The 12,395-nt window shown below is 54.8% G+C and carries 10 protein-coding genes and 1 pseudogene; 4 read left to right on the top strand and 7 right to left on the bottom strand.

What is annotated here, in order from left to right:
* Window positions 1-27 precede the first annotated feature (27 nt).
* Both rhaS and GOV38_RS12020 read right to left on the bottom strand, forming a co-directional pair.
* Window positions 28-1,026 (bottom strand): rhamnose ABC transporter substrate-binding protein, encoded by a 999-nt coding sequence (gene rhaS / locus GOV38_RS12025; protein ID WP_171128324.1) that lies wholly within the window; start codon window positions 1,024-1,026, stop codon window positions 28-30.
* 38 nt (window positions 1,027-1,064) lie between these two features.
* Window positions 1,065-1,865, bottom strand: coding sequence for a DeoR/GlpR family DNA-binding transcription regulator (locus GOV38_RS12020; protein WP_171097124.1), 801 nt, complete (start codon window positions 1,863-1,865; stop codon window positions 1,065-1,067).
* Window positions 1,866-2,052: 187 nt separating this feature from the next.
* Here GOV38_RS12020 and GOV38_RS12015 point away from each other — a divergent pair, with 187 nt between their 5' ends.
* Together GOV38_RS12015 and GOV38_RS12010 are read left to right on the top strand one after the other, a co-directional pair.
* Window positions 2,053-4,155 (top strand): bifunctional rhamnulose-1-phosphate aldolase/short-chain dehydrogenase, encoded by a 2,103-nt coding sequence (locus GOV38_RS12015; RefSeq protein WP_171209848.1) that lies wholly within the window; start codon window positions 2,053-2,055, stop codon window positions 4,153-4,155.
* 12 nt (window positions 4,156-4,167) lie between these two features.
* Window positions 4,168-5,406, top strand: coding sequence for an L-rhamnose isomerase (locus tag GOV38_RS12010; protein ID WP_171209660.1), 1,239 nt, complete (start codon window positions 4,168-4,170; stop codon window positions 5,404-5,406).
* A gap of 482 nt (window positions 5,407-5,888) precedes the next feature.
* Here GOV38_RS12010 and GOV38_RS22315 read toward each other — a convergent pair whose 3' ends face one another.
* The 5 genes and pseudogenes from GOV38_RS22315 to GOV38_RS22580 all read right to left on the bottom strand — a co-directional run.
* Window positions 5,889-6,245, bottom strand: coding sequence for an outer membrane protein (locus GOV38_RS22315; protein WP_254430611.1), 357 nt, complete (start codon window positions 6,243-6,245; stop codon window positions 5,889-5,891).
* Window positions 6,246-6,373: 128 nt separating this feature from the next.
* Window positions 6,374-6,640: a hypothetical protein gene (locus tag GOV38_RS22310; protein WP_254430612.1), complete on the bottom strand. Its 267-nt coding sequence runs from the start codon at window positions 6,638-6,640 to the stop codon at window positions 6,374-6,376.
* A 70-nt stretch (window positions 6,641-6,710) separates the two neighbouring features.
* Window positions 6,711-7,955: a DUF3179 domain-containing (seleno)protein gene (locus GOV38_RS12000; RefSeq protein ID WP_171209661.1), complete on the bottom strand. Its 1,245-nt coding sequence runs from the start codon at window positions 7,953-7,955 to the stop codon at window positions 6,711-6,713.
* 60 nt (window positions 7,956-8,015) lie between these two features.
* The gene (locus tag GOV38_RS11995) at window positions 8,016-9,683 is read right to left on the bottom strand and encodes a sulfatase-like hydrolase/transferase (protein ID WP_171209662.1); all 1,668 of its coding nucleotides are present in this window, start codon (window positions 9,681-9,683) and stop codon (window positions 8,016-8,018) included.
* 377 nt (window positions 9,684-10,060) lie between these two features.
* Window positions 10,061-10,147: pseudogene (locus GOV38_RS22580) on the bottom strand (IS6 family transposase); the annotation flags it as partial.
* Window positions 10,148-10,414: 267 nt separating this feature from the next.
* Here GOV38_RS22580 and GOV38_RS11990 point away from each other — a divergent pair.
* Entirely contained in the window at window positions 10,415-11,290 is an 876-nt protein-coding gene (locus GOV38_RS11990) for a hypothetical protein (protein WP_171209663.1), read from the top strand.
* A 264-nt stretch (window positions 11,291-11,554) separates the two neighbouring features.
* Entirely contained in the window at window positions 11,555-11,989 is a 435-nt protein-coding gene (locus GOV38_RS11985) for a GFA family protein (RefSeq protein WP_171209664.1), read from the top strand.
* The last annotated feature ends 406 nt before the right edge of the window (window positions 11,990-12,395 follow it).

Raw genomic sequence — 12,395 nt, 5'->3', positions numbered from 1 at the left:
TCATGCTGCGCCGATCAACTTCGACGATCAGAAAATGTCTTTGAACTGATCGATATTGGACGCGTCGTAGGTGAACGGATCCGACATCGCGGCGGCGTTCGTGTCATCGAGCGTGACAGAACCCATACGACCCGTCGGGATTTCCGCGCCCGGTTCAGCCGTCGCGGTACCCGCGGCAAGTGCGTGCGCGATCATCGTTGCCGAATAGCCGAGGTCGATCGGGTTCCAGATGGCGAAGCTCTCCGTCGCACCAGACTCGACGCAGCCCGCCATCTCGGACGGCAAGCCAAGTCCGGTGACGTTGATCTCTCCGATCTTGCCGGCGTCAGATACGGCCTGGCACGACGCAAGAATACCGACCGTGGTTGGCGCGATGATAGCTTTGAGATCCGGATAGGATGCCATAAGGCCCTGTGCTTCACGATAGGACTTGTCCGACAGGTCATCGCCGTAAACCGTGGCGACCAGCTCGATCCCCTCGTAGTTCGGGAGCACCTCTTCCGCAGCTGCAATCCAGGCGTTCTGGTTTGTCGCGGTTGCCGATGCCGACAGGATAGCCACCTGGCCACCATCGGGCATGTGGTCCGCGGCAAGCTTGATGATTGTGTTTCCGATCAGCGGGGTCGAAGACGGGTTCAGGTGCATCATCCGACCTTCTTCGTTGACGCCCGAGTCCCACGAGATAACCGTGATGCCGCGCTGCATAGCCCGCTGGAGCGCGGGGGAGACAGCATCTGGATCATTGGCGGAGATCGCGATGGCGTCGACACCTTGGGCGATCAGCGAGTTGATGACCTCAATCTGGCCTTCAGCGGTGGTGTCGGTCGGCCCGGTATAGATGATCTCGACGTTGCCGAGCTCAGCCGCCGCTTCCTCAGCACCTTCAGCGGCTGCTTCAAAAAAGCCAATACCCAGTGCTTTAACCACGAGCGCGATACGCATGTCGTCTTGTGCGTGCACAGCACTTCCGGCCAGCATTGCGGCCGCTATCGCGGTGCCGCCAAACAGTCTTCTGGTAATGCTCATGGATAATCCTCCCCGTCGAGCGATAGTGAATGGTTCGCTTAAGTCGAACCGGTTTCGGCCGCGGCATTCCCTTCCGCCACGATCAGTTTGATTTCAGCGGCTTCCAGCATCGCAGCAGCACGATCCGAGATCCCCGCATCGGTGATGACAGTGTCAATTCGATCCAGCGGACAGAGCACGAGGCTGGAGCGAGCGTCGAACTTGCTACTGTCGACCAGAACGATCAGTTCGTCCGCTTGCCCCATCAATTTTTCCTCGGCCTGGATGAGCAACGGATCGCCCTCCATCAGACCCATTGGGCCAATGCCCTGAGCACCCATGAACATGCGACGCGCATAGAAGTTGCGTGTGACGTCATTTTCAAACGGGGAAAGAATGATGTTTTGCTCGCGGTAAATCGCGCCACCTGGCAGCATAACCGTGTTCTTCGAGTGCTTGAGCAGGTGCTCGGCAATCGGAAACGAGTTGGTGAAGACCTGCATCCGCCTGTTGGCCAGCGGGTGCACCATCTGGAAAGTCGTGGTACCCCCGTTGATGATGATCGGGTCGCCATCTTCGCAGAGTTCTGCCGCAGCCCGTGCGATCGCCTGCTTTTCGTCTATGCGTATTGTTTCGTTCACGGCAAACGTCCGCCCCGCGAGACCGACGAATTGTGGTGGTGCAATTGCTTCGGCACCCCCGCGAACACGGCGCAGCTTTTTCTGCATATGAAGCGTAGCAATGTCGCGACGAATGGTGGCCTCGGACGCGCCGGTTAGCCCGCAAAGATCGACAACGCTGGCGAATGGGCGATCCTGAACCGCCGACAAAATAACAGTATGACGCTCAGTTTCGTGCAATTTTCGCCTCCCTTGGTACTCCACGATGTCCAGATTCGCATCATCTGTCAATCATTTTCAATCATATTCAATCATTCTGCATTGCAGCATGATCGTTTGTGATCGTTTATGATTGACAAAACAACGCATCTCGCTCACCCTCATCGACAACGCACATCCGAAGTTTGGACGCAGCCGGGAGGGCCAGATGTTGAAGACCTTAGAGAAACAACCACTTGAGAACCTCTGGGACGACCGTGCAGCAGCAACGATGAGCGAGTCGGAAAAGCTTCTCTATCGCTCCAATCTCTTGGGCTCGGACAAGCGTATCACCAACTACGGCGGCGGCAACACGTCGGCGAAGGTGATGGAGCAGGACCCGTTGTCTGGTGATGATGTCGAAGTCCTCTGGGTCAAAGGCTCGGGCGGTGACATTGGTTCCATCAAGATGGACGGGTTCGCGACACTTTACATGGATAAGCTGGTCGCGTTGAAAGGTCTCTACCGCGGCGTCGAGTTCGAAGACGAGATGGTCGGATACCTCCCGCACTGCACGTTCAGGCTTAACCCGCGCGCAGCCTCAATCGATACACCGCTCCACGCTTATGTCCCGCAGAAGCACGTCGACCACCTGCACCCGGATGCGATCATTGCCATCGCCGCTTCGAAGAACTCAAAAGAACTGACGCAAGAGATATTTGGCGACGAGATCGGCTGGCTACCATGGAAAAAACCGGGCTATGAACTCGGGCTCTGGCTGGAAGACTTTTGCAAGAAGAACCCAGATGCCAAGGGCGTGGTGCTTGAATCGCATGGACTTTTCACTTGGGCGGATGACGCCAAGGCGTGTTACGAGCTTTCTCTCGCGATCATTCAGAAAGCCATGGATTGGTTCGAGGCCCAAACAGATGGTGTCGCAGCTTTCGGCGGAGCGGTTCACGAAAGCCTTGCGCCAGCAGACCGCCGAGCCGTAGCCGCGCGCCTGATGCCCGCGATCCGCGGAATGGTTTCAGGCAAACAGCACATGGTTGGCCATTTCGATGACAGCGAAACCGTCCTCGAATTCGTGAACGCCAAGAATATGCGACCGCATGCTGCGCTCGGCACGTCGTGCCCCGACCACTTCCTTCGGACTAAAATTCGTCCGCTTGTCGTGGACTTTAACCCGGCAGAGAACAATGTGGACACCGTTCTTGAAGGCCTGCCATCTCAGGTCGCCGCCTATCGAGACGACTACACCGCCTACTACGAACGCTGCAAACACGACGACAGCCCGGCGATCCGAGATCCGAATGCGGTCGTCTACCTCGTTCCCGGCGTCGGTATGATCACCTTTGCCAAAGACAAGGCCACTGCGCGCATTTCGGGGGAGTTTTATGTCAATGCCATCAACGTGATGCGCGGCGCGTCTTCTGTCAGTGAATACGTCGGCCTGCCCGAACAGGAAGCCTTCGATATCGAGTACTGGCTGCTCGAAGAAGCCAAGCTACAGCGTATGCCCAAACCGAAATCGCTTGCCGGACGCATTGCGCTCGTCACCGGCGGAGCCGGCGGCATTGGTGCGGCTACTGCAGAACGCTACCTGTCCGAGGGGGCCTGTGTCGTCCTGGCCGATATCGACGCGGACGCCCTCGGGTCTGTCGAAGAGAACCTGAAATCCCGCTACTCCGATGATGTCGTTCGCAGCGTCCGGATGGACGTTACCGATGAGAACGCCGTTTTCGCGGCCTTCGCCGAGGCAGCCGTCGAGTTTGGCGGCATCGATATCCTCGTCTCGAACGCTGGTATCGCTTCGTCTGCCCCGGTCGAAGATACTTCGCTCGCGCTTTGGAACAAGAACATGGAAATCCTGTCCACGGGCTATTTCCTTGTCAGTCGCGAGGCGTTCAAGGTTCTGCGGACTCAGGGTATTGGCGGCTCGATCGTCTTCATCGCTTCGAAGAACGGGCTCGCAGCCAGCCCGAATGCGTCAGCCTATTGCACCGCTAAGGCTTCCGAAATCCATCTGGCGCGCTGTCTTGCGCTTGAAGGCGCTGAGGCCAGCATCCGTGTCAACGTCGTCAACCCTGACGCCGTCCTTCGTGGGTCGCGCATCTGGGAGGGGGAGTGGCTCGACCAACGCGCGTCGACCTACGGCACCGACAAGGGCGGTCTGGAAGAGATGTATCGCCAGCGTTCAATGCTAAAACGCTCGGTCCTGCCTGAGGACATCGCCGAAGCGGCCTATTTCTTTGCCTCGGACAAGTCCGCGAAATCAACTGGCAATATTGTTAATGTCGACGCCGGCAACGTTCAGGCCTTTACGCGCTAGGAGAAGAATCTTATGACCTACGAAAGCGCGAAGGCCGTTTTTGCCGATTGGGGCGTCGATACTGAAGCAGCGCTTGACCGGCTTGCAACGATCCCGATCTCAATGCATTGCTGGCAAGGTGACGACGTGGTGGGGTTCGAAACCCGTAGCGGCACCTCTGGAGGTGGTATCCAGGCGACAGGCAACCACCCGGGCCGCGCCCGAACACCGGATGAACTCCGCGCTGACCTCGAATTTGCTTACGGTCAAATCCCTGGCACACACAGGCTCAACCTGCACTCCATTTACCTCGACACGGACGAAACGCCCGACCGCGACGAAATCGAATACCACCACTTCGCATCTTGGGTCGATTGGGCCAAGGATCAGGGCATTGGTCTCGATTTTAATCCGACTTTCTTCGCGCATGAGAAAGCAGACGACAATCTCACCCTAAGCCACCCTGACAAAGGTATCCGCGACTTCTGGATCGAGCATGGCCGTCGCACGCGCAACATCGCGGCGAAAATGGGTGAAGAGCTTGGCTCGTCGGCGGTCAACAACATCTGGGTACCCGACGGCTACAAAGACATCCCTGTAGACCGTATGGCAGCGCGCGCGCGCCTCGAGTCATCGCTCGACGCCATGTGCGATGAGAAACAAGAGCCAGCAAAGATGGTCGACGCGGTCGAAAGCAAGCTCTTCGGGATCGGGGTCGAGGCCTGTACAGTCGGCAGCCACGAATTCTACCTGGGTTACGCGATCCGCAAAGGCACGCTTCTCTGCCTCGACATGGGGCATTTCCATCCCACCGAGAACATTGCGGACAAACTCAGTGCGGTCGCCCTCTCGCTTGATGAAATCCTCCTTCACGTCTCGCGCCCCATGCGTTGGGACAGCGATCATGTGATCCTGCTGAATGATGACATTCAAGCGATGGCGAACGAACTTGTGTTTGCCAACCTACTCGAGCGGACACGCATCGGGCTCGACTTCTTTGACGCCACGATTAGCCGAACGGCCGCTTGGGTGATCGGGACACGGAACATGCAGAAAGCCTTGCTGCGTTCACTGCTCATGCCGCAGGCTGAGCTCAAAGACGCGGAAGCAGCGCTGAATTTTTCAAAGCGTCTTATTTTCACCGAAGAGCTCAAAGACCTGCCTTATGGAATGGTCTGGCAGGAATTCTGCGAAAGGCACGACGCGCCTTACGGCCTGGCCCTTTCAGGCTCGTTGGAGACCTATCAGGCGAGCGTGAGCGGACGCGGATAAGTTGTATCTGTGCCCAGGGGCAGATTCGTCCGCATCGCCGGCGTTGATGGCGACCGCAGCATCGGTCGCTATGGGCTCGAACCAGAGACCGGAGGCGGTGCAGGATACTGAGTGAGAGGCGATCATCGGTCCCCCACTCACGGCCCATAACTGACATCCACCCGCCCTTTGAATACCGCGGTAGCAGCCCGCGTTGTCGACATTCGCTGTAGTTGCGAAAGCTAGCCTAGGTAAATTCTTAATCCGCGGTCGAAAGTGGCGTCGCTACCTTAGTCTTGTCTTAGTTCATTGCTATACTTCTAGGGCTACAACAAACTCCAAACAGCTATCGAAGCCGGGAGGCAAGATCTGGTTCCAGACACGAAAACAAATTCGAGGACACATGCGAATTCGTTGCTCTAAACCTTTTTACGGTAGAAACGCGCCAATAAAACGACGTTCGTAATATCACAACCTTGTCTCGGGTTTGCCAGCAAAGAATTCTAGAACCGATAAGTCGCGCCTAGCACAGGCCCCGACTGGTCAAATGAAAAATCGTTACCGTCGAACCCATGGTCAAATGAGATATAGCGATAACCGCCGCGGATTAACCACCTGTCGTTGATTGCGTAATCTGCCGTCAGCAGAACCTGCCAGGTTTCACTGCCACTGCGGAAGCCTCCGTAGTCGACAAAACCGGAGCCCGACCATTTATCCGAGAACTGAACGCGTGCTCTGGCACCGATGACAGGGTCGGTCCAGCTGTTGTCAGCCGTTGTCGTGCGCCCCGGTAACGAGCCGGGTGGAAGGGTGAACTCCGTTTCGGTGCTGAACCACCGGAAGCCTCCGGCAATGTCCACGGTGATGGTTGGCGCTTCATAGGCTCGATAGCCGAAATAACCACTCAGGTATTGTGTGGTAAATGATGTCTCGAGACCCGAACTGACAGGGCCAGGGGAATTGTTGCTGAATGACAGATCTGTGTAGTTTAATCAGCCAGTATCAGCCAACGGCCGTTGGTGGCCGAGAAGGTTCCCATAAAGGCGAAATCGAGGTTCTCCAATGCATCAGAAAAGCTGAGTGTACCGTCCAGAGTGCCCGATGGTGTGCTCAGTGCTGTTTCCGTTTCAGGCATGAATAGGTAGATTGTGGCCTCATAGGACCAATCGGTTTGCTGTGCCGAAGCCGCGGTGGCCACAGATGTGGATAAAGCTGCTCCGCAAGCGCAGTTTTTCACCCATTTTGGTGAAATCATTCTGCTCCTCCCGTCGAACATACAAGTTTGTACAATTGTTAGAAATATTGTGGCTGATTGGTCATAAGTCTCATTCTGCAGCGCTCTCGGTTGCCGTCGAAGCGTTGCCGACACGATTAATATCTGTGGTCGGGAAGAACTCGGACCAGACGTGCCAGAACACGCCTGCGCGCAGGGTTTCGACACGTTTAAGCTGACCCTGATCTGAATGGCCCCAGAAATCGCAATGGGTCACAGGTTGACCGGAGTCGTTATACCAAACGCCCAGGCTTTCATATATCGGATCCAGGCTAATCACGACATCCTGTCCTCCGACATTGGCATTTACGATCCACTTGTTCTCGACGATAAAATCATCGGTCCAGCAGGCCGCATCTTTTCCGATCGTCACTCCCCAGACGTAGGTTTTGTTCGGCAACCGGTGGTCTGAGCGATCCATGTTGTCCATCACGGGCGCGTCTTCCTGATGTTGGCGCCCGATACCCCAGCCAAAAGTGATCTCGGTCATCATGTCCAGTAGGCGCAGCAAGGGGTTCGGGGATGGCTTGTTCAGAAACACCTCACCTGCGGGATAGGCTTTCTGAAACCCGCGGAACGTCATTCGAAAGGTGGGCCAAGGCTTCATTTTCGCTTCGGGCCGAAGAGGGCAAGCAGGACCGTCAGGGTTGGGATCGCGGTCCGCCTCGCGGAAACCGTAGATATGCTGGATCGGCTCGCCCGTGTCGTTGTCGCGCAGGATCAGGTTGTTACCGTGCTGGGCCAAAACCTCGAGGTTCAGCCGTTGCCCGTCTATTCGCGGCGTGTAGCCCTGTCCCAGATTGGCCATTGCGCAATAGGTCATGACCACATCCTCACCTCCCAGCCCATCTGCATCGCCCGCCAGGTGAGGGCGCATGATCTGCGCATCCGGGTGTGCGCGCGCATGACCATTGTGTTCGATGACGATGACCGGTGCAGTTGGTCCGACATGTTTCCGGGCCTCCTCAATGGGAAAATACCGGGCGTCATTAAGCTGGTTCCTTAGCCCCAAATGCACCCAAACGTAGGGAAACCCATAAAGAAAAAGGATAAGCACCGCCGCTACAAGCCAAAGCCAGAAAGGGCTGCCCCCCAAAAGGAAGTGCGCGAGTGTTGCTGCTGCAAAAGCGCCAAGTCCGATGCCGAGCAGGCGGTATTCGTTGCGGATAAAGCGCACCATATTCTCGCGCTTTACTTTAAGCAGCATTTGAGAGACGTCACCCAGATCGCGAAAATAGACGAACCCAATGCCGAGAGACACAATCAATCCAAGTGCGAATATTATGCTACCAATCATGCTGTTACCCTCGACTTTGGTTAACACAGTCCTTCACAGGTTCATTCCGAAGGATCAGGCTTACTTCTGTGGCGACGCGCGCTTGATCATGAAAGCTTCAACGGCTTGCTGTGTCTCAGGACGAATGTTCTCAATCCCTTCATAAGGTATGCCGTAGGCGGGCGGAGTATCGGGGTATTTCTCTTTCCGCGCCTTGTGGCGGCCCAGTATCCGTACGAATTCCTGTCCGCCCCAAGATCCGACTTCGGTTGAGACCGAGTATTCTTCGCGGGTGTCGCGGTAAAGATCGAAGAATTTTGCTAAAATTGCGCTCTCACCTGGTCCCGGCAGTTTGAGCTTGAGCTGATCCTTAACGATCGCCTCGGGTTTCGCGACCGAATAAATGATCACGTGATCGCGTCGCGCCTTCGATTCATCTGCAAACAGTAGCGCCGCTGACTGATCGACACCATCGACCAGACGGTCCCTGGGAATGAATTCATCCGCCCCTGCAAATCGCGAGAGCGTGGTGTAGAGGTCTGAGACGTGAATGATGCTGTTTAGCAGCCCGTCGGCTTCAATCATGCCCGGCCAGCGGATGAAGGCATCGACGCGCACGCCACCTTCGGTCGTGTCGCCTTTACCACCCGCGTAAATCAGTGGGGTAAACCCGGATTGCGGCGCGTATTTGGTGAAATGCCCATTGTCGCCCATGACCACAACGATGGTGTTGTCGCTGAGCCCTAGATCATCCATTCGGGTGAACAGATCGCCCAGCCACTGATCCAAAAGCTGCATCTTGTCGACATACAGACCACCATTCGCGCTTTCCGGCCCTTCACGGCCGGCGCGGGTATTGTCCAGCGGGATCATAGGCCAGTATTGTAAAAAGAATGGCGCGTCACTACTCGCAAGCCGCTCCAGCTCATTCAGCGTTTTGTCCTGAAAGGCCTGATTCATCTCATCGTATTTGGCAGCGTTCCAGCGCTCTCCGGATTCCATGCGGATTTCGCGGATCGGCCCACCGGTTTCGCCCTCGATGACGGTCATCATCGCCGAGGCATCCGGTCGGAACCAGCCATCCAGCGTGTATTTGTCGTCATAATCACGAATCGCGACCGAGACCTGTTCCTTGATCGCATCATCGTTAAAAATGGTCAGCTGGCCCTGCTGATGAATGGCGTGCTGAGCGTAATCAAAACCCTGATTCATCGCCCAACTTTCGGAAATGTCGCCCATGTGCCACTTACCAACGTGGCTGGTTGCATATCCTGCCTGTTTCAAGACTTCGGCCAGTGTCACTTCACTACCCGGCAATCCAAAGCCAGCGATATCTACCGTTGTGTCACCCATTCCCATACGCACAGGCAAGCGGCCGGTCATTTGCGCCACACGCGTTGGTGTGCAGGACGGTTCGGTATACATCCGAACCATACGCAGCGCTTCGTCCGAAAAGTCATTGATGTTCGGAGTGTCGTACCCACGGACCGCGTTAAGCTCGGGTATGCCCATGTCGCCAAAGCCCATATCATCTATCAGCACGCTGACTATGTTTGGGGGCTGCCCATTGTTACCGTCACGAAAGGCGGCCAAAGCTTCATCAACAGCGGTATCATCCTGCGCCCATTGTTCTGCGCGTTGTGCTTGCAATATGTAATACTCTGCATCGTGTCGAATTGGGTCGTCTTGTGCCTGCAGCGATGGTGCCACCAGGCTTGCACACAAAAACAAAAGCCATTGTAGTTTCATTCCTTCTCCCCCGAGATTGAAGCTGAGCTTCGGTGCTTAAACTTTGATGTGTTGGCAACTTATAACACCATAACATCATAACATCCGAATGTTTGTTTTTTTTGGCGGTGCTGTCAGACGAATTCGAACCAGTCTCAGTTTGCCGCGGAAACCACGAACCTATCCGGAACAAAGTTGACGCCAATCTGCGAGAGTGGCGGTGCGTGTCTGCTTGAAGGTGTCTCGAATGGCTAGTGAACCTTCGTGGTTGAAGTGGTTGTAGACGGAGGAACGGACGGCGGTGAATTTCTGTAAACTTCGCATGCGCCAGAAACGCTGCATCGCGCGTTCGCGTCGATGCCTCGCTCATGCAACAGATCTTCGACATTCCAAAGCTAGAGCGGGAAGCGGAGGTGCAACATCACCGCGAGGCGGATGATCTCGGGGCTGGTTTTGAAATACTTGAATGGCGATTGTTTAATCATACGCGAAGGCTACGAGAGCACCCTGCCCCGCTCAAGCAAAGTTCTGCTGACAAGACCCATCAGTAATTCAACCTGCCGTAACTTCGAGACAATGCCTTTGGGCTTCGGTCTCTTGTCTTTCATCCTTAGTCCTCCGTTTCCTGAACACAACGGAGGACTCGCTCAGTTGAGAAGGCTCATTGGTGTTGAAGACTGGCTTGAAACTTATATGTGAGACGGGCAGTTGTGAATTGAAGCAAACATGGTTTTGCGACAACGGAGCATGCGGTGACCAACAGAACGGACTTGCTGGAGGAAGGCCTGGCTGCATCTTCGATGAGCCTGCGTGATCAGGTCAAAACCTGGGAAAACTACACGGACGAAAAGGCCGATGTAGCCAAAAACATGATGCTTGGCGTGAAATCTATTTTGCGCGGAACGCCAGCGGATTATGGGTTTCGGTCGCTTTCAATTGGATCAAGCGAAGAACCGCAGCTAAAATTGCTGCACGCGTTATCTGATGGTGGTCTATGGCTTTACGACAAGGACCCAGCGGCATTGCGAGCGGTCAATTGCGTCGTGGAACGCCATATGCTCGAGGACATCCACCTTGAAGTAGGAGACTACCTGACCGACTTTAGAACGGATGAGTCAGCACAAGAGACAGTGATTAAGAAGCTCGGTGGCCAGCGGTTCGATTTGATCACCCTCCACCATTCTTTGTACTACTCTGAGCCCGCGTACTGGCCAGAGTTGGTGAACAAGCTGGGAACCCATGTCCTGCGCGAGCCGGGGATGATGCACATGGTTCTGATGTCGTCGTCGACAGGGCGTCCGCACACGACAACTTGGCTGTACAACCATTTTGCAAACAAGTTTCTAGGGCATTCGAATTCTCAGAATCTTCTTGAGCTGCCCGCACAGATGCAATCAATGTCGCAGGTTTTGCGCTTCTCCGCACATACCAGCGCAACAAGATTTCGGCCCAACAGTTTTCGGGAAATGATGGCGGTTGTCTGGATGATCATGCTTTTTCCAGACGTGCACAATTTTGATTTGGACCAGCGAACCGAAATCACCGAGTTTGTACTAGACGAGTTTTGGCTGCCCCGTCGCGATATTATTCAAATTCAAGATTACCTTACTGCTGTCAAAACGGCTTAGGTCAAGAAGCGTTTGCTGTCTGTTAGCCTGCAAAGCAACCAATGTTACGAGCAAAACAAGACTTACTCGCCGCTTAGGTCGAACCCTATTGGATATTCCGTCCTCAGTGAAAAACTGAGAAGCAATCAGCGATCCCTGTGAGCAAGAAACAAGAGGTCAGATTTCGATTGCAGTGTCGTAAACCACTTAAAACATGTCCCTCTTGGTCGCGTTTCTGACTAAAGCTGGTGAGAACTTTAAGAAGCTAGACCTAAGGCTCAGCATATGACGACTAGAGGATTTTGCTTTTGCAAGCGCACGCGCTGGGAATTCGCGGGTAAGCCCACTTGGGCTTGTTACTGCCACTGCGATGATTGCCGCCGAAACTGTTCAGCGCCGGTAGTTGCATGGTTGGGCGTTCCGCTGGTAGCCTTTAGCTGGACCGGAGACGACCCAAAGACATTTGAAAGCTCCAAGGGTGTCTTTCGCCACTTCTGCAAAGCGTGCGGATCGCCTATGGGTTTTGAGGCCGAGCATTATCCCGGTGGCATGCATCTTTATGCGCCATCGATGGAGTGCCCCGAGCAATTCAATCCAACCTTTCATGTCAACTACCAGAGCAAGCTGCCCTGGCTAAAGTTACATGATGATCTTCCGAAATTCGACAGTACGTTGTTGCACACTCCCAACGATCCAGCTGGCTACAAACTTAGTTCGTGAGCTGTGTTTGGTAGTTGCCGCGTACCAAGGATCGCGGCGCTCAAAGTTTGGAGAGACCTCCAAGGCAGACCTGGCAACAATTCCAATGTGTTCGATCAACGAGCTGGCGTCTGTTGCCTCAATTTGAAAACCAGACACCAAGAAATGTGCCGAAAAGGATGCCCTTGGTCTTCGGTATGAACAGCTGCATCGAGAGCATCTGCAAGCTGCTGATCGGTGACGAAAGACTGGCCTTGCTCGATCCGTTTGCGTCACCCAGTACAGTTTTCAGCTTTGTGTCAGCAATGTCAAAACAAATACCAGTAATTGGAGATCGGATAATCAACGGGTTAAACCGTACAACCGTGGCTTTCGCGTTGAGTAGGTTTTGCCTAAACTCACCTTGATGACAGTGGAGAACCAATAC

This window comes from Ruegeria sp. HKCCA5839 (genome assembly GCF_013035585.1).
In the GTDB taxonomy this organism is placed as follows: domain Bacteria; phylum Pseudomonadota; class Alphaproteobacteria; order Rhodobacterales; family Rhodobacteraceae; genus Ruegeria.
This window is presented reverse-complemented; position numbering and strand designations above follow the sequence as displayed.